The sequence below is a fragment of the Floridaenema flaviceps BLCC-F50 genome, from assembly GCF_041929275.2.
Taxonomy (GTDB): Bacteria; Cyanobacteriota; Cyanobacteriia; order Cyanobacteriales; family Aerosakkonemataceae; genus Floridanema; species Floridanema flaviceps.
On the sequence record NZ_JBHFNR020000002.1, the window covers coordinates 62,191 to 87,823 of the forward strand.

The window sequence follows — 25,633 nt, forward strand, 5'->3', positions numbered from 1 at the left end:
AGGAAGTTAATTAGGGAATAATAGGTTTGTGAGCGCGAATCTGATGTAATCAATGGTTCGATCGCTCCATATTGTATTATTAAACACCTTAGTCTGTTATATTACTTTACAATCCTTTACTTTACTACTGGGGAGCAATGTGGAACGCCAGCGCCAAGAAAATGAATTTCTAAGTGAGGAACAGTTAAATTTAGCGATCGCTGCTAGCAATTTAGGTTTATGGGATTGGAACATTACTACAGGAGAAATACATTTTAATTCATACTGGAAGCAAATGTTAGGGTATGAAGAAATAGAAATAGAGAATAATTATGCAGCTTTTGAAAAACTGGTACACCCAGAAGATTTGCCGCGAGTATTACAAATTTTAAGCGATCATGTAGAAGGTTTGATTGATTTTTACGAAGTAGAATTTCGGATGTTAAGTAAATCAGGGGAGTGGAAATGGATACTGTCACGGGGAAAAGTTTTCCAGCGAGATGAAACGGGTAAACCTTTGCGGATGACGGGAACTCATCAAGATATTAGCGATCGCAAAAAAGTAGAAGCAGCTAATTTAGAACTTACTCGCAAATACCAAGAGTCTCAAAAAATTGCCCACATTGGAAATTGGGAATTTGATGTACTTACAGGAACTATAACTTGGTCAGATGAACTATTCCGAATTTATGGAATCACACCAAATCATGCCCCAAGTTTTGAGCAACTTGTACAACAAATTCATCCCGACGATCGAGAAGCATTTTTAAAAGTTGTGGAAAAGGCATTAAATGAGGGTACAACTTATGAAATCGATCATCGAATTATTCGTCCTGACGGTCAAATCAGATATATTAACGGTAAAGGACAAGCTTTAAAAACTAACCATAAATCACCCAATAATAGAAAGTTTAGTTATGTGTTGCGGTTATTTGGTACAGCAATAGATATTACGGAACGTTGCCAAGCGGAGGCAGCTTTACAACAGCAATTTTTAAGACAGCGGTTATTAGCAGCAATTTTGGAAAGGATTCGTCAATCTTTAAATTCGGAAGAAGTTTTACAAACAGCAGTAGAAGAAGTGAGGCGGTTTTTGTTAACCGATCGCACCATTATTTACCGATTTAATCCCGACTGGAGTGGTTTAACTGTTGTCGAATCGGTAGCTGAAGAATGGATGCCAATTTTAGGAATTGTGATTCAAGATAATTGCTTTGTAGAAAAGTATGTGCCGCTTTATCAAAAGGGTAGAATTCGGGCTATTGAAGATATTTACAATGGTGAATTACATCAATGTCATGCCGATCAATTAGCACAATTCAAAATCCAAGCTAATATCGTAGTTCCTATATTCCAAGGTGAAAATTTATGGGGATTATTAATTGCCCATCATTGTAGCAGTACGAGAAAATGGCAAGATTCAGAAATTGATTGTTTAAAGCAAATATGCTTACAACTAGGAATTGCTCTTCAGCAATCTACGCTTTTTGAACAAGCTCAAATTGAAATTGCCGAACGTCAAAAAGCCGAGTTAGCTTTACGAGAAAGTCAAGCTAAGTTGCAGGAAAAAAATCAACAACTTAAAATTACCTTAAATGACTTAAAACAAACCCAGACCCAATTAATTCAAAGTGAAAAAATGGTGAGTTTGGGACAAATGGTAGCGGGAATCGCTCATGAAATTAACAACCCAATTACTTTTATATATGGTAATATCGACTATGCTAACGAATATGTTAAAACTCTGGTTAAATTAGTGCAGTTATATAGCAGTTATTATCCTAATCCACCGGATGAAATTCAGAAGCAAATTGACGAGGATGACTTAGAATTTATTATTGAAGACTTTCCTAAACTGTTGAATTCCATGCAATCAGGTGCAGAAAGAATCGAAAAGATAGTCAAATCATTACGCACTTTCTCGCGCTTGGATGAAGCAGATATGAAGTCTGTGGATATTCATGAAGGCATAGAAAGTACGTTAATGTTGTTACAAAGTCGTCTGAAATGTCCAGAAAAAAAATTAGAAATTCAGGTAATCAAAGATTACAGCGAATTACCATTAGTAGAATGTTATGCAGGACAGCTAAATCAGGTAATTATGAATTTGCTTTGTAATGCGATCGACTCTTTCGAGTCACGCTTGGCGATCGAAGCATTAGAAGAAAACAATGAAAAAGGCAATATAGAAGCAATTTCTGCTAATCCTTGTACAATTACTATTCGCACTTATCTTTCTAATATGGGAAATGTAGCAATATCTATTGCTGACAATGGTTGTGGCATACCTGAATCTATTCGTAAACGAGTATTCGATCCATTTTTTACTACTAAACCTGTAGGTCAAGGAACGGGATTAGGATTATCAGTTTCTCACTCAATTATTGAACGTCACGGTGGTAAAATTACCTGTGAATCTGAGTTGGGAAAAGGGACAAAATTTATTGTAGAAATTCCTCTAAAACAGTGTAGTGCTATGGTAAAAATGCTAGTACAGCAGCAGGAGAACCAGAACCATCTTTCAATCGTAAAATACCAATAACTAATGTTGTTCCTGTTACAGGTAACTGTTCTAAGTTAGTGAGATTTTCCAAGACAATTCGAGGGGTTTCTAACATCAAACTATTAACTGTAAAAGTAGTATCTTGCCCGGAATCTACTCCGTGAGTATCAATTCCTAAACCAGAAATTGCCCGTTCTTTAAGTAAAAATAAAACCGCTTCCTTGCTAATTCCCGGAAAGTGCATTACTCCCGATGAATCTGGATTTAAAAACTGATGACTATCTAACCATTTCTCCTGCCAACCCGTATAAACTAGTACGATGCTATCAGCAGGAATTTTGCCGTTTCGTTGTTCCCAATCCCAAATATCATTAATAATTAAAAGATAATCGGGGTTAATTTTTGCTTGGTGACTAATATCAATTACTACCGCAGATTTAACCAAAGATGACGCTAAATATTGCTCTATACCAATTCCCGATCTGTGAAAACTGAGGGGTGAATTAATATGTGTAGCGCTATGTTCTCCCAGAGAAAAACGCCGCAAATAGTAACCATCTTTGGCTAATTCGGCAACTGTTTCTAATTCTACAGGTGGATCTCCAGGCCATTGAGGAATGTTAGTATCGATAATATGACTTAGGTGAATAACTTGGGAATATTTAATAGTTTTTTGCGGGGTTTTAGAATTAACTAATCTTTGCAAAGTTGCTGCTTTAATTTCCTGAGTTTGCCCAGAAACAGTAAAAACTAATGCTTCTCGATAAACTCTTTGGGCGGGATGAGATTTGAGGTTAGCTGCACCACTAGAAACGGTAATTGCTGCGTGGGCACAGCGTACAGATAAGGCGATCGCCCAACTCCGCAATTTATGTTTCTCTGCTAATGGCAAATCTGCATTTTCTTGCGCTTCTCTAATCGCTTGACGACAATCATTAAATTCCGAAGCTAAATTGTGAAAAGTTTCTTCAATAAAAACGAAAGATTTAGTTTTAGTAGCAGCTTCTAAAATATCAATTCCTGCTAAAGCACAACCTAAAGCTAGAAAAGTAGTTTGTTTGAGGATGTTTTTGCGATCGTTATCATGAATCCAACCTTGAGGTTTAATAAAAACCACTTTTTCCTGCGCTAAAAACCATGACTGCAAATTAGCAGCAACAGTATTAGTAGATGCCATCGCCGCTAATTCCATCGGTTCATCAAAACTGATTAAACCTTGATTTTCCTGCTCAATTTCTACTAAAGGAACCACACCAAAAACCGCTTCCCCATTAGGTAAACTAGCAGCAACAATAAACTCAGAAAATATTTGCCAACCAGTCACCCAAGGTACTGTTCCTTCTATTAAAAAACCCCCAGTTACAGGAATTGCTTTAACCAGTGGTTCGCCATCCCGTCGCAAATGAGAAAAACCAATGCCTAATAAACGCTTTCCCTGACTCATCAAAGGCAAATATTCTTGTTTTAAAGCAATGTTTTCACTTTGAGAAATCATCGCCGCTGCACTTTGATGTTGAGTTTGCAAAAACGCCAAAGCACCCGAATATCTAGCAACTAATTCTTGGAAATCATCGAAAGTTTGTTGATTGACTGCTAAACCGCCCCATTCTTGGGGAATTCTTAAACCTAATAATCCTAATTCTGCAAGTCCGTTGAGTGCTTTTTGCAATGCTTGGGAATCATAATCTATAACTGCGGCGTTTGGCGCAACGGATGAAATTAAGTAGGATTTAGTTTGCTCTAACAAAGTGTGTAATTGATTCATCTTCAGACTAAGTAGGTAGATATAAATAAAGTGAAAACTAAGGCGGGCAGGATGCCCACCCCACAAGAGTTGCAGCTTTCTTGTGGGGTGGGCATCCTGCCCGCCCCATCCTTAAATAACTATTATCACTTTATTTATTTACACCTACTTAATTATAACAGTTCGTTGTCACGACTTCAGTCGTTGTGTTGTTAGAGAGTAGGACTGAAGTCCAACAACGAACCGAATTTATTACAGTTCGTTGTCACGACTTCAGTCGTTGTGTTGTTAGAGAGTAGGACTGAAGTCCCTACAACGAACCTGTTTGATTATAGAGTAATTGCTTCTAGATTAATGTTGAGTTTTCTAGTAATTGTTTCTAGCACCCAACTTTCTTCAGGTGTAATTACTCCATCTAATCGAGCAACTTTTTCACATTGCGCTAACAGAGGAACAGCGAAATCACTATTAATTTGAGCTAGCAAAGTTTCTAATGATGGGGGAGAATTGCTATTAGCGGCTATTGCTTCTAAAGATGCAGGACTAAGATTTAAAGTTTTTAATTCGGGCAAAATTTCTTCCCAGGTTTTTTCGGGATTTCCAGCCAAATAAACATGAATCAAAATTTGATCCATAATTACTTGTTGGGAAATTGCACTCTTTAGAAACTGCTCACTTTCTAACTGAGTACTTTCTAAAGTCGCTTCCATCGTGATAGTTGGAGTTAGTTTTGCTTCATAAAAACGACAAGCAGCATATCCCAGCGTATAAAGCAGTGCTGCATTACTGCTAGCACCAATTACTGCACCAGCAACAGGTATGTTTCCCAACAAAGTTACACCTGCATCGATCGCCAAACCGCCACTAAGAGACAAACTAAAAATTGTTAATATTTCTCCTTTGCGATCGCTAGAGTCTAAATCTAACCCGTAAGCAGCAGCAACTTGATAGATTAATTCAGCTGATAATGCGGTAGTAGCTGCTAAATCTAATCCCGCTAGTGCCAATGCTGTTCCTGGAATTAATTTACTGACTAAACCTGCTCCAGCAGCTAATAATGCTTTATCTATCATTAAGCGATGAGCAATTTCATTTGGCTTTTCGTTGGGGTACTTTTGCTGTAGTTTTCTAACTTGAGTTTCCGCTTTTTCAACATCTACATTATCTATAAAGCGCACTAACCACTCGGTACTAAATTCTCTAGCACTTTGAATTGTTTTACCAGTTGCATCAACTACAGGTGTGACTACATCAGTGGCTTTTTTAACAACTATTTCGCTAGTTTGAGATGCTGTATTTGCGATCGCGCCGCCAACTCCTGAAGCTTTTTCTACAACTACTTTACTAGTTTGAGATGCTGTATTTGCGATCGCGCCACCAACTTCTGTGGCTTTTTCTACAACTATTTTACTAGTTTGAGATGCTGTATTTGAAATTGCACTACTTACTACTTCCGTTGCTTTATCTAAAGCGTTTTTACCTGCTTGAGATGCAGTAGCGGCGACAGCTTGACTTGCACTAACAGCAGCGCCTCCAACTGCTCCAGCAGCACCCGTCACTGCTCCTAACCATCCTCCCCAAGAAGATGGTTGTTTTTTTACAGTTAATTGATTTGCTGGCTCAACATTCACAATAGCAGATGAAAATTGCTCTTCAACAACTATTTCAGGTGTAATTGTAATTAAATCTACCTGTTCATTTAACTCAAATTCTTCTTGCCAGTCAGGGAAATCATCGCCTGTTTGTTGCCCAAAAATCTTAACTTTTTGGCAAAACTGAATGTCTAAACCAATTAATCCCTCACGAATAACTGAAACTACAGAACCTTGCTCTGGAACTTGGGCTGATTCGACCTTTATTTGTAAACAATCATTTTTTAGAATAGCTTTTACAGTAATACCTTGTGAGTTTAACCACTGATTAATGAGTTTAGTCAGAGCATTTATATCGCCTTGTTGAGCAAGTTCTTCAAAGTTCGGCACATTCTGCACCGAAACTTGAAATTCCTCATTCCAAGCGGGAAATTCTTCACCCGCCTTTCGCCCAAAAACTTTAACTTTTTTAATAGATTCAGCCCCTAAGTTGCTCATCCACTTATTAATTAGTGGAACTAATACCTGTTGATTTGGTACTTGAGCAGCTTCTAGCATGATTTGTAAGCAATCATTTTTCATGCCAGCTTTGGCTGTAATACCTTTGGGTTGCAGGGAACGATTCATGAAAGTTGCGATCGCTTCTGCATTTCCCTGTTTAGCAAGTTCCGATAGATTTTGTTGTTCCATATCTAGTTAGGTTAATCACGCCTAACTCAAGTATTCCCAGCTACAACAGAGTAGTAACACATTTAGCAAATTTCCGTACTCTAGCAATATGAGAAAGTTACATTCGAGACAATTGGTGTATCTAGGGGCGATGAGTTTCTAACCAAACTGGCAAATCAGCACTAAGAAGCTACCCTACCACTTCATCCAAAACTCTAACGTGCAACACCTCATTACTCATCAACGGTTCAATCTGCGACTCTGCGACAGTTATCACTGCAATAGTTTCCCCAACCGCATTAAACACCTCTAAACTATACCCATCTTCATCATCAGGTACAGGGTGATGTTCCACAATCGTCGCCACATCTCCCCGACACAGTTTGTACTGGGGTAAATCCTCCCGTAATGCCACTCGTGTAAAAAGTTTAAATCTCATCCTTAAACCTCCTTATCAGGAAATAAAGTAATAAACTTTGTTTGTCCAGTTGCTTTCTCGATTATCCAAATTGTAACTACTGGTAAAATTACCCCCTTAACACCTGTTAAAGTTCCGCGAATTTTATAATGATTGCCAAATCGGGTTTGTTCTGTGAATAGGGCATCTAGTGGTAATATTTGCTCTCTTAAATCCTTTTCTAATTGCTGCCAGTTTTCTTGAGTGTAACCAGCTTGTGCTAAAAACTTTGATTTATCATCCTGGGGAAGTAGCTTGAGTAAATATTGAGTCAATTTTGCTTGTGCAATAATCGCATCAGGAGATAATTTCATGGTTTAACTCTGGGAAATTTAACTCCGCCCATGCTTAATCAATAGATTGAGTTTTGCCATATTTAGTTTTTCAGGAATATGGCAATCCTAAAAAGTTATAGTCGAGACAATTGGTGTATCTAGGGAAGATGAGTTTCTAACCAAACTGGCAAATCAGCAATAGATTCAAAATCTAAGAGTGCTTCTGCTAAGTCTTCTAGTAAAGAAACTGGTAGGGTGGAAAGTTGCGATCGCACTCCCTCATCTATTGTCCCAAACTTTCGAGTTAAAAGACGAACAATCAAAGCGAAAGCTTCCTGCTGAAGACCTTCCTGGCGACCTTCTTGAAGACCTTCTTGAAGACCTTCTTGGCGACCTTCTTGGCGACCTTCTTGGCGACCTTCTTGCAAAATTTCCTGATAAATCACTGATTCCCGCATTGTTTTCTCCCGAAATAATCGACTCAAAACTGTTTTATTAAACTTTAAACCCGCTAATATTTGGATGTAAGCGGATACTTCTCGTTTTTGTTCGATCGATTCTATTCTATCCACTTGTTGTGCTACTTGGGCAAGCAATTGTTCTGGTTGAGATGTCGCCGCTAAAGATGCCAAAGGTAGCAAAGCGATATCAGATAAAAATATATTAGGGTCGAGAATACCAAGTTAGTCAATTGTTCAGGATCGTAATAAATTCCCATATCAACACCGAAAAACCAGTCCCAGCGATCGGACCAAATTAAAGCTAAAATTGACTTCAACAAATGGGGAATTAAATCTTGTAATTCATTATCCACAGGAGTATCGTCAGAGTCGGGTAAATCTTCCGCACCAGGCAAACAATGCCAAGGTTTGTAATTTAACATAATGGATTCTGCAAAATCTCACAATTCCATGATATTGCACCAGGTAGGAGATAGATCACCGACTTCTTGAAGAAGTCGGTGATCTATCTGGAATAATATTTATCTATTGGGGCTATTTTGGGGTTTCACAGTGTTAGGAGAATTATTGTTTAACACCTCAGCTAATTGGGCATCAGTAAAATTTTTCACCAAACTCAAATTGAACGGTAATTGACTAATTGATCTGGCATAATTTGCAGTCAAAAAAGGTTGAAATTCTGGCTGATTGTTTAGATAATTTCTGAAGAATGCTACACTTAACGCATTCAGATAAGGACGGGCTAAAGCGGGATCTGGCCCGACTATTTCGCGAGGTAGTGGGGGTAGGGCGCTGTTATCTTCTTCGCGACCTCCTAATAGGGAAAAGTGGCTGGCTTTTTCAATTACAACTAAATATTTATTGGGTGTAGTTAGCCAGGTAAAAGGAACAATTTGTTCGGGGAAAGCTGGGGTGAAAATGTCATCAGAACTAGCGACAAACATTACGGGTATTTGAACTTGGCTCAGTCCAGTTTCACCAAAAACGCTACTCGTTAAAGGGTTAATAGCAATTACCGCTTTGATTCGTTCATCTCGGAAATTGTAATTGGCTGGAATTAGGCGAGAAACTTCGCATTGAATTAACAGCGATAAGTTGAAAATTTGGTTATCTACGCAGTCTTTTCGTAACAGGTCAAAGTTAAGTGTTGCTCCGGCTAAAGTTAAGCTGGTATAACCACCAATAGATTGACCAATTATTCCGACTTGTTGTAAGTTTAATCGTCCTTGGAGTGCTGGTTCTGTTTGTTCGCGACGTTGCAGTTCATCTAATACATATTTAATTTCTAATGGTCGGTTGATTAATTCTTGGGGTTGGGGAGAATCTCCTAAACCTGCAAAGAAGTTTTGGAATTTTTCTAGGCTGTCGCCTGGGTGTTCCATGACCACGATCGCAAATCCGTAAGATGCCAAATGTTCAGCTAAAAGTGATAATGTATTGCGGTTTCCAGCTGCACCGTGACTAATCACAATTACATTGGCTGGGGTGTTGGTTTGCGGTAGGTAAAGATCGACCATTAACGGGCGATTTCTTTGGGTGTCGTTGATGGTAAGAGTTTGTTTTTGCCAAGGGAAAGATCCTGGTCGGCGTAAGTCTGGAAGTTGGCTAAAGTTGACGTTGGAATTAGCAGATGCTTCGGCTATTGATGCTTGTTGAATTACCTTAACGCTGGCTGCTGTATTGCGGAGAATTTTTTCAAATTCGCCAATGATTTGTAAACCTTGAGTTAAGTCTACGCGGACAATGCGATCGGGAAATTTGCGTAACATATTTAGTAAGTTTAAACCTTCAGGATCGCTAGCCGCAGCAATAAAAGCTGTTCGCAAAGAAGTTGCGCCATTTTGACCCATTTCTGTTTGTAAAACTCTTCCTAATCTTTCTAATACAGTTTGTCCTAATTGACCTTTGGTAAATTGGGAAATTGCGGTGGGGTTAGCTTCAAAACGCCTTTGCATAATATCCCGCAATTCAGTTAAGCTGTTCGGATCAATTTGACCTATGTAGGAAGACAATTCTTCTGTGACTTTACCTTCTTTAACTAAGGCTTCTAATGATTCAACGGCAAGGGAAAATTGTATTGGGCCATAAACAACTGAGATTCGTTCTGCACCTTTAGCAGGAATGGTAGTCAAAATTGCACAAAGTAGCCAAAACCCCAATCCGGCGACGGCGACATTAGAGATGATTGGCGCGGGTATGCCTTTTGCCTTCTTTATGGAGGGTTTTGCACAAAGAAAAAATGGGGCAATAATCCGGCTGAATTTCCGGGGACTGATAGCAAGAGGGTTAAATTTTGCAGTATTCATAGAGTAAATGGTGGAATATCATTAAAAACCAGAAATATGTCTCGTTAAGGCAGATTTATCGCACCCGGCTGTGGGATAATCAGGTCGATCAGTTATTAGCGATCGCTTAACTGAGGTAATTTTAAGGTCACTATACCAACCCATGATCGATCTTTTTCCCTTGCCCCTTGACTCCTTTATTGTCTGTAATAACAGACTGTATTGGTTTTTGAGTAAATCCAGAAGCTCAGAAACTCTAGTATAAAAAGTTTACGGAAATTTAGGAGTTAAGTAAATCACAGGTTTTACTCAGGTTATGTATCACCAATCAAATTCATTCGGCACACCTGATAATCAGGAAAATCACCGTCAAGATAACGTGATTGCTGCTGATAAAAGTCAGTGGTTTGTCCGCTTGGAAACGCGAGATTACTATGCTGAATTAAAACATTATCATCAGTTGATAGAGAGTGAGCCAAATAATGTTGCTGCTCATTATCAACTAGGTGCTGCCAATTTAGCAATAGAAAACTATCCAGATGCGATCGCAAATTACAATAGAGTAATTGAGTTAGAACCAAATAATGCGGGGGCTTATCATAACCGAGGTAATGCTTATACCGCATTGGGAGATTATCAGGCAGCATTAGCTGATTATAATCGGGCAATTGAACTCGATCGAAATGATGCGGTATTTTATAACAGTCGCGGTGCGGTGCTTTCTTATTTGGGAGATTTAGCTCAGGCGATCGCTTCTTTTGATGAATCTTTGCGCCTCAATTCTCGTTATTCTTCGGCTTATAACAATCGGGGGAATACCTATGCTAAACAAGGTAATTTTGAAAGTGCGATCGCTGATTACAACAAAGTTATAGAAATTAATCCTCTAGATGGTTTGGCGTTTCTGAATCGGGGTATTATTCAATATCGATTGGGCAAACAACTATCAGCAATTGCAGATTTTACTCACTGTTTGAAGCTAAACCCTAAGTATGCAAAGGCTTACAAAAATCGGGGGATTGTCCGGGCAGAAATGACTGATTGTGAAGCGGCGATCGCTGATTACAATCAAGCAATTAAACTCAATCCTACTGATGCTCATGCTTATTATCATCGCGCTCTTACTAGCTGCGCTTTCGATCATCTCGTAGCTTATCAAGCAGCAATTGAAGACTTTAAAAAAGCCGCCGATCTCTATGAGCAACAAGGACAATTCGATCGCTATGAACTGGTGATGGATATTCGCGAAGATTTAATAGTTTGGATTCAGGGAATTGACGAAGTTGTGGATAGTCCCTTGTGAAGATACCTGCTGTAGAGACGTTTCATGAAACCTCTCTACAATTGTTTAATCATGAAACCTCTCTACAAGTGAAAACTAAGGCGGGCTCTCCTGCCCGCCCCACAAGAGTTACAGCTTTTTTGTGGGGTGGGCAGGAGAGCCTGCCCCACAAGAGTTACAGCTTTCTTGTGGGGTGGGCAGGAGAGCCTGCCCCACAAGAGTTACAGCTTTCTTGTGGGGTGGGCAGGAGAGCCTGCCCCACAAGAGTTACAGCTTTCTTGTGGGGTGGGCAGGAGAGCCTGCCCCATTCTTAAATAACTATTATCACTTTATTTATTTACACCTACTTACATAATTGATTAGTAATTTCTTGAGCAGTTTTAGTTAAGGCGGGAGAGGGATTTTCTACTAAATAAATCTCGCGTAAAGCATCTGACCAAAGACGTTGTGAGGCAAAATATTCGGCTTTAGCAACAGCAATTTGTTCGGGAGTAGCGTTTTGTTGTTTGAGTGCTTTTTCTATTTCTGCTAACTGAGTGGCAATTTCTTGACGCTGAGTTTCACCCATAATCCGAAATATAAAAGTGACGTAATCATTAGCAGCATTATATAAAGACCATTGGTAGGTTTGACCAATTTCTAATGGCGCTGCTTCGTAAATAATTTTTGATTCTTCGGGAGGCACTATTTGCTCCCATAAAATTTGATCTCCGCCAGGACGACGTAATTCTACTCGTTGAATGTTTCCACCTTGCCAAAGGAATAAGGGGCGATCGCTAAAAGTATCATTTATCCCTACTACTCCAGGGGAAAGTGGACATAATCTCAGCCCACGAGTTGAAAGCGATCCTTCTTTTTTCGCTTGGTTTACTAAGTCTTGATACAAATCGCTACCACCCGGAATAGGTGGGCGTGGAGGTCGTCTTCGTTGCGCTAAAAGTTGATTTTCTAAAGGTTTTTTCCCTTGCCCAGATAAGAGAGAATCGGCACTATATACTTGGCTGATTATAGTAAATAAACTAGTGAATAATGTGCCAATAGATAGCAAAGTAATTAATAATTTTTTCGGTTTAATCATGGGAATTTTTCCTCACGAATATTGGTAGATAATAAAATACAAATGTTAAAGATGGAAGTAACCAAGGTAACAAAATTCCGGCGGTTACATAAGTTTGTAAACTAATTATTCCATAACCAGCTAAGGCACTAATAATTAAAATTAACCCCTCCTTTTGCTCTGGGTTTAAAGTGTTTTGATTTGGGGATTTTTTGTAATTTTTCTGCTGACGATGACGGTTATTTAAAGTTAGCAGGGTAACTTTACCCAACAATCCCGCAATTCCGATCGCCCACAAATCAGGAATAGGAATAATCATACTATTGTTGAGGTGATGATGTACCATATAAGCATGAATTTCTGCACCTGTAAATTCTCGCCGTTGGTTTAAGCAATCATTATATATGCGCCAATAACAAATTGCTGCTGGTTTAGGAAAAAAGTCTAATCCAGATACTGCAACTCCCGCTTCTTTGTAACCTCCTGGTGCAATGATTACTACTTGTTTTTGCAGGTGAGTTTTTTGGGCAGTGCTAATTTGATTGTTGAGTAATTGCCAAGCGGGAATGCGATCGTACACCTGTTGTGGAGGAATCGAATAATCTATTACAGGATGCAACCACATTTGACCGAAAATATAAGAAAATTCCGTAAATGGTTGCAAATAGGATCTAGGGGAAAACAAGCTTTTATTTTGTAATTTTAAAGATTCTTGAATCTGAATTAAAAATTCTTGCTGACTTGTAATTTTAGGTTGAACAATATTATTTTTATCTTCATAGTTCAATTGATAAGCTAAGGCTAATAAATAAGAAAAAGGCAAAGTATATGGGTTATTAATTTCTGGTGTGGCAAGTTGCATAAAACCGCCAATTAAATTCATTTCCCCTTGCAAACTCCAATTAGGGTTAGCAATTTCTGGTAAAGGTTGCAATATTTTGCCATTTATCCCTTCATTTGTCACCAAAACAAACCAAGTTGGTTGAGGTTTTTGCACGGCGTTAATCAGGGATTGAGCTAATTTTTGATCTCTTGTTTCTATTTGACTAGGACGATGTAATAAATAATCAATTCCGATAATTTTTGCGTCTAATTCTGAGAGTTTATCTACTAATTTTGCCAGATAATTTCGCGGCATAGGTCTGGGGGTGGAAAGGGTTTTGTCTTTTTGGATAGACTCTTCATCAATTTGGACTAATAAGGTGGGAGGTGGAGTTGTTTGGGCGGGAATTTGATGAGTGTTTTTGCGATAAATAGCTTGGGCAAATATGCGTTGATCTAATAAGTAGTCTTGCAGGGGTATGTATAAACTGGCGATCGTTAATAGGGAGAGTGCGATCGCTTCATTGCGAGTCGGTAAAAGTTGCTTTAATTTTTGGCTAATGCTGTTAGGTTGTAACTGAAATAATTCCGCATTGGGATGTCCAAATATAGAGGGAATTAGGTAAGCAGAGGGATATTTCAGTTTTTCTTGCTGGAGATATTCGCCAGCAGAAAACATGGATTCATAAACGTTTTTAAACTGAGTTAAACTTAGGATAAACTGTAATAAAAATCCTTCTGCTACTTGGTTATGAATTGGTTCCCGCATAATTATTACTTGACTTAATCCCAAGTTAATTAAGGAAGCAGCAATATTTAACCCGCAGCAGGAATTAAAGATCGCAAATTGCAAACCTCGTTGTTTAGCTTGAGTTAAGTAAGGGTAAATTTCGCTAATTGTTAAATGAACATTGGGCGCGATCGCAATTTTTCCCCCGGTAATTTCCGCCTCGTTACTATGTCCCAGAAAACACAATAAATCCCAACCTTGGGGATCTGCGATCGCCTGACAAACATTTTGGCGAATTATGTATTCTTCCTGTTCTGTTTGCCAAGTAACAAACTTAATTTCTGTCAAGCGGGAGAGAGATTTTAATGCTGCTAATTCTGTTTTAAAATGTAATCCTGTGTCATCACCGACAATTACCAAAATTCTACTTTTACGCCGTTGCTTTTGGCGTAGTTCGGAAAAGTTTTCTTCGCGAATATTGGGGGGAGTGCGAATAATTTGAATTTGGGTTTGATGCGCCAATATAGTCAAAATTTCCCAAGATTCCCAAGGCAGACGTTCTAATTCTAGTTGATAGCAAGTAAGTAAAAAAGTAGTTGTTGAGCTAGCGTCATTCCGGGAATTACTAATTAGAATTTGCTGGCAAATCTCGAATAATTCAGCGCTGCGTAACCACTTATTAAATGCTTGCAAAAATTCCGCTTCTGCTTCTACTAATTTATTGTGCCAATCAACTTTAGGAATGACACCGCTACCGCTACCCTGTACTCGTCCCCGCAATGCTGATTTATAGAAACTGAGATAAATTCTTTGCCATTCTTGATAAAGTCTGGTCAATGATTCAGGATATTCTAAAGTAGCAAAAAGTTGCTGTCCGTTACCCCAAGACAACTCAAATTTACAGGTGCGATCGGACCGTTCAATTTTCAGTTTGTAAACTGCATTTGATCTCATGGGACTTTAGAAGTTAAACTGAATAATTTAACATTTTTATTGTTGCATCCGAAAAGTGAATGGCGGTAAAGTTAAAGATACCTTTTGACCTGTTTCGCGATCGCGCAAACTAACAGTCACCAAAAATCTTTCATCCCACGCACCAGCAATTTGAATATAAAGATAATTATCAGGACTATTTGGCCCAACTTTGCGTTGAACTAAAAGTCCTGTAGAGTCACTTACTCGAAGTTTTAAACCTGTGAGTAAAGTAGTACCATAATGAGCACCTAATATTAACAATAACATCCATTCAGGAACGTTATTTTCTGCTAAAAAAGGCCAAGTTACAGCGTATAAATTGAATTGTCGATCGCTTAATTTTATTTTTTGATAAGCACCCCTAGCATGACTGGGAATCTCTATCCCAAAGTTGGATAAATCACTAACAATTACTTCAAATTCTTCTGTAGTGCTGCGTAAAGCTGCTGGACTAGTAGCAAAAGCTGGCATTAAAATCCAAGATAAATTTTCGGCTAATTCATCCATTTTATCTTGTAACCAAAGTCCTACGTTTAATGCAGGTCTAGTGAGAATTTGTAGTAAACTATCTAAGTTAGTTAAGGCTGATTCTTCCTCGGTTTCTGTTTCCTCAATTGCCGCAACTTCTAAGGTGAGAATACTTGCTAATTGTTCCCAATTTAAAACTTCCCATAAGGGAATATCTGGAGATTCTAAGCTGTTTAATAAACTGGAAATTTCCGCTTGAATACTTGCTAAATTTTCTAAGCGATCGCCAGGAATTTCCGGTAAACTAATTGCTGTAGCTGTTAAACAGCGCAAATATAATATTAGTCGTTCTGCCTGATTTTCTATCCCGGCACTTGGTATACTATAAGTCCAGTCTAAGTTAGGTTGTAAATTTAACTCAGCAATTAGTTCGGTTAACTTATCGTAACGGATAAAACCTTTAACAATTGCCTGTTCATACTCTTCTTTAACATCTACAATTACATAAAAATGGGGAATAAATTCCGGTAATTCGATCGCTGCTCTGGGAAGGGAAATTTCTCGATCGTCTAAACTACCTTGAGCTACTAAACAAACTTTAAAATCCCCGACTTCTAAGTTACAAACTCCGGGAATTAAATTAGCAATAGTCGGATTTAATATCGAACATTTAGCTTGATTAATCGAGAGTTCGGGAGCGCATTCATTCACCCATTCCACAAACCCAAATAAAGCCAAACTATTCAGATAAATCAGCCATTGTTGATCGATATTTTGAATAGCACTACTAATTTTTACTGCTGACTCAATTTGTTCGGGTAAAAGCGCGATCGCTTCTGTTGGTACAGTCGTAAAATCTAAACTAAACTCGGTGTAATTATTTGGTGAATAGCTCATAATTTCCCCCTGAAGTAAACTTATGATTAACCGAAAACCTGAAAAATTTATGTCGGCAAAACTTTCTTTAAATAATGGCAAAGTCTTGAGGTAAATAAGCTTTGTTCCCGCCGATGTGGAGTAGTAGATTCCGCTTCTGCTTCATTCATTAATTGCGTAATTTGTTCATCAAGTGCCACTTCAATTTTTTGTTCTAATTGAGGTAGAATATCGGGATCTGTGTAAGCAGTTGCTTGTTGCAAAACGCAATCATGCAAGCACTTTAACATTCTTTGGCGTACATCAGCACGAAATTCTTTTAATTTGAGTAAACGGCTGACTTGATATTGATATTCTAGTCCGATTAAAGCAGCGATTTCGCTCATAGATAATTGCTGACAATGAAACAAATGAATCCCCAAAATAAACTGTTCGCTACTGGAATTTTTTTGTCGGGAATGGCGCTTTAGACGATCGCTAATTGCTGACTCTAAACCTGTATCTAAACAATTACGAAAAGCCGTTCTGTAATTAGTTAAAAACTCTATTTCTTCCTCCTCCTGACTATTACTTTCTATCAAATTTTCACTATTATATAAAGGCTCAGTTTTAGCCATACCTCCTCGGATATAGATCCGATATTCTCGTAATTTATCTGCCATCTCTCGGAGTTGACTCATCATTTTTTCCGGTGGTAACTGAATACCAGATTTAGCCCGAAAAAATGCCATCATCTCCGCAATTTGCGAATTTGACGGTGGTAAACATTGCCCACCATTTCCCCCAGCTTGACGCAACTTTAATCTATCTCGACGATAAACAGCATGATAAGTTTCCAAGAGTAAACTAAACTGTTGAATTTCCCCTGGTGTTAAATGATGAAATTCCGAGAAAATCCGTTGTAATTGTTTGATGTTAGTATCATTTAAAATCGCCCAATCACTCACTAAATAAACACCATGTTGTAATAAAAAAGCATTTAATTCGCGATGGTGTTTGACTAATTTAGCGATCCAACTATTAAAACTCCCCTTGTGACAATCAAAAGTTTCTAAGATTTCCGTCGCCAAAGATTTGTACTGAAAATTTTTGATTTGCTTAGGCGAAACTTCATCTAAAACGAAAGCAAATAAATCGCAGCGTGTAAAGCCATGATTTTTGCCAAACAATTCTTCTAGTTGAATGCAAATATGTTCGATTTTATTAGAAATAAAACAGCGCAAACAACTTTCGGCTACAGCAGATCGATCGCTTTCATGCAGCAAGTGTAACAGACGATTTTGAATTGTGCGATCGTCCATTTCTGCTTGACTTAACAATGCTGAAAACTGACTTTGAAAAAATGCCTTAGCAGACTCAATTTCCTCAACTTTGCGCCTACCACTAGCATCAAGTCTCACCAATCTCCAGTATTTTGATGCAACTACCATAATTGCTTCATTTAGCCCACATTTACTCACACTTACAATTGTGTCACCTCCCAAATAAATAATTGGTACGTTGTTGCGCTTTAGCGCTCCCATCCCACTATTAACGCAAGTTGCTAGTTATTAATTCTTTCGGAGTTCCCCCCTTTGTAAGGGGGGTAGTGGGGGGATCTAAAGGCTGTGATTACTGGGTTTTGATCCCCCCAACCCCCCTTATTAAGGGGGGCTAAGAAAGAGCCAGACTTATAACTAGCAACTTGAGTGATTAACGCAAGTTGCTAGTTACAAATATGGTCGATTCGATCCCCCCTAACCCCCCTTTTAGATCCCCCCTCCGCCCCCCAAAACACAAGGGGGGAACCGGATTCAAAGTCCCCCTTGTGTTTTGGGGGATTTAGGGGGATCTAATCATAACTAGCAACTTGCGTTATTAAGAAGAACGAAGACAGCGCAACTACCTACCTAACTAGCAATTTGCGTTAGTAATCTTAGATATATCTGGAGTAATGGCACCTATGCAGTTGTGAACTACTCCAACTAAGCTGACGCTATAGTTGGAGCTTCCGTACTCATAGGCGAGTGCCAAAACTTGGACTTTCGCCCTAGTTTTGGTCTTACCTCCCCTCCTACGGCAGAGACGGCTGAACCATCCGCCTTTAGCATTCTGATTCCTTCTGCTCTTATGATTAAAGTCAACGACTCTCTCACGAGAGCCGTTGCTCTCCAAAACCGTACTTGATACTTTCGCATCATACGGCTCCTCAGCGAAATAGTGTTTGTCAAACAAACGTCATTACCAACATATCGTTAACCCATTTAATTTCTGAGTTAACTGGCGGCTTTGGTTTGACACTTTTACAGTCAGATTTATTGCCTGAAATACCATCAAAGATAGTTTTCGTATCATGACAATGCCGATGAAGAAGTTGCCAGTTTTTATATTCATCCTTTCCACCTTTCGATTTGGGGATGATATGGTCTATTTCCATTACATCTTCATCTTTGAAGAACAATCCGCAGTGGGTACACTTCCCTTTTTGTCGCTTCAGTAGGGTTGAGATTCTACTTGGCATTTCAGGGTGTTCTCCCATTCTGGAACTCCAATAAACCAGGTTTCCGTCATAAGGTGACGCTTCGCCTTTGACTTTTACATAGCGTTTAATTGTTGTGGAACTATGTTTTAGTAACCGCAGAGGATTGGTTCCTTCTTGCCTGGTTGCGAATACCCAGTTATCACCGCCAATGGTTTGAAAGTATCGTTGGACATTCCACTTTCTGCCCTTATTTCTATGGCGATGTTTTGCCCATTTAAGTAATTTCCAGATTATCAGGTGGTCGAGTTTTTCAAACACCTTTTGACTAACTACTGTTGAGTAGTAATTGCTCCATCCTCTGATGATTGGGTTTAAGCTTTTTATGAGAGCAGCTTGGTTTACCCCTCTATGTTTGTCAATTACTTCTGCAACCTCTTTGTAGTGTCTTTTCTGGCTTTCCTTACTTGGGGTGATGATTGTTTTAAAGCCTAGTAGTTTCCCTTTGACTCGTCCACTGGTATATTTTCCAGTGGGGTGTTGTCTGATGTTGTACCCTAAAAAGTTAAAACCCGGTTTTTCGGATTCATATTCTTTCAGGGTGTGAGCTAATCGGGTTTTACTTGGCTTTAATTCCAAACCCATGCCTTTTAACCACTCAGAGATTATCTCTTTACATCGTTGGACAATGGTTATGTCTTCGTGGAGGATAACGAAGTCATCGGCATAACGAATCAGGCTAACAGACTTTCTTTTATCCCTCTTGCTTAATTGTGTGCCGTCAGGACGTTTCATATCGAAATTATCTGCCGCTTCCATGATTGCGTTTTCCATCCCGTGAAGGGCGATGTTAGCCAGCAGGGGGGATATAACTCCGCCTTGTGGTGTACCCTCAGATGTTGGGAACAACTGTTTTCCTTCCATCACTCCAGCTTTTAGCCATGCTCGGATTTGTTTCCGTAGGGTTGGGAAGGTATTGGTTTTTCGTAGTAGTTGTTCGTGGTCGATTCTATCGAAACATTTGGCTATATCCGCATCTAGCACGAATTTAGTTTTTTGCTTTATCGCTAGAAATATTGCATCGATAGCATCTTGGCATGAGCGCCCTGGTCGGAACCCGTATGAGTTAGGTTCAAAACGTGCTTCCCATTCTGGTTCTAGTACCATTTTGACAAGCGCCTGCAATGCTCGGTCTTTCATGGTAGGTATTCCCAAAGGTCTTTTTTCCTCCGTTCCCGGTTTTGGTATCCATACTCTCCGAGTTGGTTTGACCTTTGAACCCAGTCTTAATTGTTTTGCCAGTTCAAAACGTTGCTTTGGGGTCAGGCTTTTAATCCCGTCCACTCCCGCCGTTTTCTTTCCCTGGTTATCCTGGGTTACTCTACGCACCGCTAGCAGTTTTGCAACCTGGGACTTCATCAACAGCTTTTGGAGTCCGCGAGTTGTTCTGACATCACCACGACGAGACGCTTGGTAGATGCGCTTTTGCAACTTAAACACCTGACGTTCTAATTTCTTCCATTGGATATCCCTCCAGGTAACTGTTGGGTTTTCGCAGGCTTGATTAGGTATATCCGATGTCCATACTATCCTCAACCAATCTTTATCTGATTGTCGGGCTTTAGCCTTTTTCATTGCTACTTGTACCCCTACCTTCTATTTCACCGTGAGTCTGTCAGCATATCCCTACTGTTAGATAGGGCATTCGCTTCTGACTCAATCTCTCCCATTTGTTACCTAGTTTCCTAGAGGTTTCGTCTTAGCTGACTACTCATTCAATCGACCTTGGATGAGAGTAATCAAATGGGTTACTTCGTTCCTCATAACCTTTGGTTTGTCCTTTTATGATGATGCTCTCCACCGAGTTTTCGGGTGACACTTAGTAGACCGACCAAAATCCTCCTATTACCCTATTCTTTGCCCTTTTGGGACTCCCAGTGTATCAGCCTGATTTCACTGGTTTGCGGTAACGGTGGTTCTGACACATCTTCACTTTCGTTATCCATAAGGACTTGCTCACGGGGAACTGACTTTTAGGCTGTCAGCACCTTTCCGCTTTCACCCCCGCTTCCAGGATTGATGGCTAGTCGCTACCTGGGGGGACGCGATACAAATATCGCGCTTTGTGTGCTTTCACCGATGTGTCTTCGGGATGAGACTTTGGCTTTCTAGGATACTTGCCTTCACTCACAAGGTTATGAAGTTGTCAGTACCAAGGATTTAAGTGCTTCTCAACCTATTGGTTACTTGATACTGCTAGTCGTCCCCCGATTTCTCGGTTTTGATTAAACGAATCGCACTTCTGCGCCGCATTTCCATCGCGGTCATGATGAGTGCTACAGTGGGGGCAAGTCCATTCCCTCACATCTAGCGGCATTTCACTCACCTGATAGAAACAGTTAGAACAGAGTTTTGAACTGGGAAAGAATCTATCAATCTCAACCAACTTTCCTCCCTTGCGTTCTAGCTTATAGGCTAAAAAGTTGGTGAACATTCCCCATCCACAATCAGAAATAGCTTTTGCCAAATTGTGATTACGAACCATGCCCTTGACATGAAGATTTTCTACTATGACAGCTTGACTATCGCTGACCAACTTGTAACTAAGTTTATGCAGAAAATCTTGCCGTGAGTTACTAACCCGCTCGTAAACTTTGGCAACAACTTTACGATATTTGTTTCTAGAATTACTCCCTTTTTGTTTACGTGCTAATTTCTTTTGCTTGCGTTTCAGGTTTTTTTCATGTTTAGCAATGTGTCTAGGGTTGTCATATTTAGAAACCTTTTCGCCGTCAGTTACAACAGCAAAATGCTTGACTCCTAAATCAACGCCATAAATCTTTCCTTCTGTTGTAATAGAGTATTCGCCTTCTACTTGAGTAAGGATAGATGCAAAGTATTTACCTGATGGAGTTTTACTCACAGTAACAGTCTTTATTTTCCCCTCAATTGGTCTGTGTATTTTGGCTTTGACTACACCAATATTACCTGGGAGTTTCACATTACCATCAACAATTTTGACGTTTTGAGGATACTGAATTGACTGTTTACCATGCTTAGACTTGAATTTAGGAAATCCAGCACGTTTCTCAAAAAAGTTCTTATATGCAGTGGTTAGATTTAGCGTGGTTGCTTGCAAAACTTGACTATAACAATCAGCTAACCATTCTGTATCTTTTTCTTTTTTGAGTTTGGGCAGCAATGCGTTGAGTGCTACTTGTGCAAGTCCTTTCCCTGTTTCCTTATAAGTCTCTATTGATTTATTTAGACCGTAATTCCACCACCAACGCGCACACCCAAATGTTTGCGCTAATAGTCTTTGTTGCTCTTTTGATGGGTATAAGCGAACTTGAACGGCTTTATGTAGCACTCAATCTCACCTCCTTAGTTTTATATCTTACTACTATCTGTACTTATCAGTAAAACCAACAAGAGAAAGTAATGGGAGATTGTTCGGGCACCCCTGAAGGATGCCCGAACAATCTCCCGGCATAAGTCCCCAACTAACATTGGTATAGTTGGGGACTTATGCCGATTTTGTTAAAAGAATTCTGGAAAACTAATAACTGTATCCCGGAAATTTGCTGGTGTACCCACATCAAAAGAGTTCCCTGCAACTTCAAAAGCAAAACCACCGTCTGTATTAATCCAAGTTTGCAATGCTGCTGAAAGATCCAGTTCTCCTGAAGATTGCTGCCGTTTAGCATTCGCCAAGTACTCCATGAATTTACCAGGAAGTAAATAAATTCCCATAATGCAAAAATATTGATGAGGCTGACTTCCAGGAATACGAAGTGTCGCTGTTTCTGGATTGAGAGAAGGTTTTTCTCGCATATCAGTTAATTCATAAATAGTAGCTTGGTTAGGAATTGCACGCACTCCCAAAACTCCAAGTTGGTTAATTTCTGATTCCTTGCGCCGACAAACTCCTAATACACCTTTGCCAAATTCTAATCCGACATTAAGAACTTGTTGGATGCAGGAAATTGAAGAATAAGACTTATAGACATGATCTCCCAAAAGTAAGACAAAATTTTCCGAACCAACAATTTCTTTTGCTTGCAATACTGCATCACCAAACCCAGCAGGTTCTTGTTGATAAATGTACCGTAAGCGATCGCCTAAACCCTTTAAATCATTCCAAGCATTTAAAATCCGTTTTCCCCCAACAGTTTCTAAATTTTCCTTTGGTGGTTCCGTAAAATACCGAGTAATTAATTCCCCATCACGAGGAGATAATATCAATATTATTTCTTCCACATTACTATTTAAAGCTTCCCGCACAATCCAATCTACAACAGGACGCACTGTACCATCTTTTCCCGGAATTGGTAACAATGCTTTAGGAACAACTTTAGTTGCTGGATATAAACGACTTGCAAGTCCTGCTAAAGGAATAACAGCGTATTTGGGTTTCATAATTTATTTTTGATTAGTTAATGGTCATTGGTCATTTGTCATTTTCTTCTATTTCTTCTCTTTCTTCTTTTTCTTCTATCTCTTCTATTTTTTCTTGGACTTCTGGCACTTCTGGCACTTCTTTATTGGCTTGCGGTTCTTCGTCTCTTTTCTCTTCTTTTTTAGCCCGACGAATTGGTAAATTAGCAATTAAAGCCGAAGATCTTTCATTACTTTCAATAGAAAACACTAACTCTTCATTGTCAAGTTCAACATAACGAGAAATTACTTCTATAATCTCTTTTCGCATTTCTTCTAATTCTTGGGCAGACAGCCCTGTGCGATCGTGCGCCAGAACCACTTTTAATCGCCGCTTCACTTGATCACGGCTATTATTATCACTTTTCCAGGAAAATAACTTTTCCAAAAATTCATTGAGCATAATACTTTACCCAAAAGAGAATAAAATCAGATATTCATGATTTTTAAAGTAAAAATTATCCCAGAGCATAAATAACTTATTATCTCCGACTTTTAAATTCCTGGGAAACAGAACAAAAAAGGAAGCTAATAATTTAAATTAGCCCGATTTTTTGCCAAAAAAGTGACGCAGACGCTCCCATAAACCCTCTGGGGCAGATTCCAAACTTAGAAAAGGAACTGTTTCCCCTTCTAATCGACGGGCAATATTGTTATAAGCGATCGCCGCCAAAGAAGTATTACCACCCAAAACCAAAGGTTCCCCTCTATTTGTCGAAACAATTACCTTCTCATCATCCGGGACAATTCCTAATATGGGAATCGCCAAAATTTCCTGCACATCTTGCACAGACATCATATTATTTGCCTGTACCATCGCCGGACGAATTCGGTTCACAATTAAATGAATTTTTTTGATACTATGTGCTTCTAAAAGACCAATTACCCTATCCGCATCTCGCACCGCAGAAATTTCCGGCGTAGTCACAATCACCGCTTCTTTTGCCGCAATAATTGCATTTTTAAACCCCATTTCAATTCCCGCCGGACAGTCAATCAACACAAACTCATAATCCCGCGCCAAATCAGTAACTAACTGTTTCATTTGGTCAGGATTAACCGCATCTTTAGTCCGATTTTGCGCCGCCGGAAGCAAAGCTAAATTTGGCTGACGCTTATCTTTCACCAAAGCATCATCCAGCGTACATTCACCCGACATTACATCTAAAGCCGTGTAAACAATTCGGTTTTCTAAACCTAACAACAAATCCAAATTTCGCAGACCAAAATCAGCATCCAAAACCACTATTTTATTTCCACGAGATGCCAAAGCCATGCCAATATTAGCAGTAGAGGTGGTTTTACCCACCCCTCCTTTGCCAGAAGTAACAACAATAATTCGCGCCATAATAAATTAGAAAATTGGTAATTGGTAATTGGTAATTGGTAGTAGGTACTAGGTAGTTGCTAATTAGGAAATCCACTTCCTCTGTGCCCCTGGAGCCCCTGGAGCCCCTGGAGCCCCTCTGCTTTTTAAGAAAGATCGGGTCTTTGAAAACCAAGTCCTTTAGCAATGCGAATACCTTCATCAGTTACATAAGCAACCTCTGGGGAAAATTGTGCTGGAGGATTTTCCGGGGCTCTGGCGACAAAATCAGCAATCCGAAGTTGAGTTGGTTCCATTTGCAAAGCCATAATTAAACATTCCCGCTTACCCCTTGCGCCAGCGTGAACAAAACCGCGCAAACGACCCCAAACTATAATGTCACCATCAGCAATTATGGAACTACCAGGATTAACATCTCCCAAAACAATCACAGTTCCAGGGTGACGAATTTCTACCCCAGAACGTAAAGTTGTTTCTAAATAAAGTGGTTCTAAAAAAGGCTGTCCAGGTTTAGTTGGTGTTAGCTGATTTTGGTTAATATAAGCGATCGCCGAATCCTGTTCCACCGAATAACCAGCCATCGCAGCAGCCACAGCAGTTTGACGGCGATGAGTTTGAACTAACTTTAATTCCAGCTTACTTTCCGCTAGCGCCTCAGCTATTTCTTGTAACTGTCGCCCATCCAATAACCAACTTTCCGCAATTAAATGTACAGGAGTATTTGGTTCCCAAAACTTTTCCCCAGCACTTAAACGCTGTTTGAGTTGTAACCAAAGGTCTGACCACACCGCAGGCGCTTCCTTTGGTTCCGTTTGCGATGGCAAAATTAATAATAGTTTTCCTGACTCAGCTTTCAGGTGAACTTGCAACGGATTAACAGACTCAGCATTAAATTGACTCTGAGTAATCGTCTCCATTGCAGTTGGCAAAACTGTTTCCTCTGGACTATCAGGAAGCTTTTCCAATGCCGAAGTAATAGAAGAATCGACTGTCATGCGCTCAAGGCTATAGCAGCAACGGATAACTAAATCAGTATAGTAGAACTTTGCGGTTCATTGATGAATGGTATCCTACTCAGATTCCCTCAGATCCCCGACTTTTTCAAGAAGTCGGGGATATTGACTCAGATCCCCGACTTCTTGAAGAAGTCGGGGATCTTGAAATCTCAAGTACGAGATCGCGCTTTTTTGATAAATTAAAAGGAACTCCAGTAAAACCGACTTTCTTGATGTTCCA

General features: G+C 39.5%; 18 protein-coding genes and 2 pseudogenes. 2 read left to right on the top strand and 18 right to left on the bottom strand.

The window, feature by feature from the left end:
- The first annotated feature begins 52 nt into the window (after positions 1-52).
- Positions 53-2,521 (top strand): PAS domain-containing protein, encoded by a 2,469-nt coding sequence (locus ACE1CI_RS19980; RefSeq protein ID WP_413262484.1) that lies wholly within the window; start codon positions 53-55, stop codon positions 2,519-2,521.
- Here ACE1CI_RS19980 and ACE1CI_RS19985 read toward each other — a convergent pair.
- The 7 genes and pseudogenes from ACE1CI_RS19985 to ACE1CI_RS20015 all read right to left on the bottom strand — a co-directional run bounded on the left by ACE1CI_RS19985 (position 2,454) and on the right by ACE1CI_RS20015 (position 9,986).
- Positions 2,454-4,247 carry a cyclase family protein gene (locus tag ACE1CI_RS19985; RefSeq protein ID WP_413262483.1) on the bottom strand — a complete coding sequence of 598 codons (1,794 nt, stop codon included), beginning with the start codon at positions 4,245-4,247 and terminating at the stop codon, positions 2,454-2,456. The two genes, ACE1CI_RS19980 and ACE1CI_RS19985, sit on opposite strands and share 68 nt — an antisense overlap.
- Before the next feature lie 308 nt (positions 4,248-4,555).
- A complete protein-coding gene (locus ACE1CI_RS19990) occupies positions 4,556-6,508 on the bottom strand; it encodes an EcsC family protein (protein WP_413266679.1) in 1,953 nt (650 codons plus the stop codon).
- Positions 6,509-6,677: 169 nt separating this feature from the next.
- Positions 6,678-6,926: a DUF4926 domain-containing protein gene (locus ACE1CI_RS19995; protein ID WP_413266680.1), complete on the bottom strand. Its 249-nt coding sequence runs from the start codon at positions 6,924-6,926 to the stop codon at positions 6,678-6,680.
- Positions 6,927-6,928: 2 nt separating this feature from the next.
- The gene (locus ACE1CI_RS20000) at positions 6,929-7,258 is read right to left on the bottom strand and encodes a DUF6883 domain-containing protein (RefSeq protein WP_413266681.1); all 330 of its coding nucleotides are present in this window, start codon (positions 7,256-7,258) and stop codon (positions 6,929-6,931) included.
- A gap of 119 nt (positions 7,259-7,377) precedes the next feature.
- On the bottom strand, positions 7,378-7,860 hold the full coding sequence (locus ACE1CI_RS20005) for a DUF4351 domain-containing protein (RefSeq protein WP_496615640.1): 483 nt from the start codon (positions 7,858-7,860) through the stop codon (positions 7,378-7,380).
- Positions 7,861-7,910: 50 nt separating this feature from the next.
- Positions 7,911-8,102 (bottom strand): annotated as a pseudogene (locus ACE1CI_RS20010) (hypothetical protein); the annotation flags it as partial.
- A gap of 99 nt (positions 8,103-8,201) precedes the next feature.
- Positions 8,202-9,986 carry an alpha/beta hydrolase gene (locus tag ACE1CI_RS20015; protein ID WP_413266683.1) on the bottom strand — a complete coding sequence of 595 codons (1,785 nt, stop codon included), beginning with the start codon at positions 9,984-9,986 and terminating at the stop codon, positions 8,202-8,204.
- A 295-nt stretch (positions 9,987-10,281) separates the two neighbouring features.
- On the opposite strand from ACE1CI_RS20015, the gene ACE1CI_RS20020 reads away from it, so the two are divergent.
- Positions 10,282-11,268 carry a tetratricopeptide repeat protein gene (locus ACE1CI_RS20020; RefSeq protein WP_413266684.1) on the top strand — a complete coding sequence of 329 codons (987 nt, stop codon included), beginning with the start codon at positions 10,282-10,284 and terminating at the stop codon, positions 11,266-11,268.
- Positions 11,269-11,590: 322 nt separating this feature from the next.
- Here the strand turns inward: ACE1CI_RS20020 and ACE1CI_RS20025 are convergent, their stop codons facing one another.
- From ACE1CI_RS20025 to minC, 11 genes and pseudogenes are all read right to left on the bottom strand, one after another.
- Positions 11,591-12,325, bottom strand: a complete 735-nt coding sequence (locus tag ACE1CI_RS20025) for a DUF928 domain-containing protein (RefSeq protein WP_413266685.1) — start codon at positions 12,323-12,325, stop codon at positions 11,591-11,593.
- Entirely contained in the window at positions 12,318-14,810 is a 2,493-nt protein-coding gene (locus tag ACE1CI_RS20030; RefSeq protein WP_496615641.1) for a CHASE2 domain-containing protein, read from the bottom strand. Before ACE1CI_RS20030 ends, ACE1CI_RS20025 begins: the two co-directional genes overlap by 8 nt.
- Positions 14,811-14,846: 36 nt before the next feature.
- On the bottom strand, positions 14,847-16,196 hold the full coding sequence (locus tag ACE1CI_RS20035; RefSeq protein ID WP_413266687.1) for a DUF1822 family protein: 1,350 nt from the start codon (positions 16,194-16,196) through the stop codon (positions 14,847-14,849).
- A gap of 47 nt (positions 16,197-16,243) precedes the next feature.
- Positions 16,244-17,698 carry a hypothetical protein gene (locus ACE1CI_RS20040; protein WP_413266688.1) on the bottom strand — a complete coding sequence of 485 codons (1,455 nt, stop codon included), beginning with the start codon at positions 17,696-17,698 and terminating at the stop codon, positions 16,244-16,246.
- Positions 17,699-18,139: 441 nt separating this feature from the next.
- Positions 18,140-18,286 (bottom strand): annotated as a pseudogene (locus ACE1CI_RS20045) (RNA-guided endonuclease TnpB family protein); the annotation flags it as partial.
- A gap of 95 nt (positions 18,287-18,381) precedes the next feature.
- Entirely contained in the window at positions 18,382-20,268 is a 1,887-nt protein-coding gene (gene ltrA / locus ACE1CI_RS20050) for a group II intron reverse transcriptase/maturase (protein ID WP_496615642.1), read from the bottom strand.
- Between the two features lie 601 nt (positions 20,269-20,869).
- Positions 20,870-22,003, bottom strand: a complete 1,134-nt coding sequence (locus ACE1CI_RS20055; RefSeq protein WP_413263865.1) for an RNA-guided endonuclease TnpB family protein — start codon at positions 22,001-22,003, stop codon at positions 20,870-20,872.
- 170 nt (positions 22,004-22,173) lie between these two features.
- Positions 22,174-23,052 carry a sugar phosphate nucleotidyltransferase gene (locus ACE1CI_RS20060; RefSeq protein WP_413263866.1) on the bottom strand — a complete coding sequence of 293 codons (879 nt, stop codon included), beginning with the start codon at positions 23,050-23,052 and terminating at the stop codon, positions 22,174-22,176.
- Positions 23,053-23,083: 31 nt separating this feature from the next.
- Positions 23,084-23,473 carry a cell division topological specificity factor MinE gene (gene minE / locus ACE1CI_RS20065; protein ID WP_413263867.1) on the bottom strand — a complete coding sequence of 130 codons (390 nt, stop codon included), beginning with the start codon at positions 23,471-23,473 and terminating at the stop codon, positions 23,084-23,086.
- A gap of 138 nt (positions 23,474-23,611) precedes the next feature.
- On the bottom strand, positions 23,612-24,418 hold the full coding sequence (gene minD / locus ACE1CI_RS20070) for a septum site-determining protein MinD (RefSeq protein WP_413263868.1): 807 nt from the start codon (positions 24,416-24,418) through the stop codon (positions 23,612-23,614).
- Positions 24,419-24,543: 125 nt separating this feature from the next.
- Positions 24,544-25,392, bottom strand: a complete 849-nt coding sequence (gene minC / locus ACE1CI_RS20075) for a septum site-determining protein MinC (RefSeq protein WP_413263869.1) — start codon at positions 25,390-25,392, stop codon at positions 24,544-24,546.
- Positions 25,393-25,633: the final 241 nt, after the last annotated feature.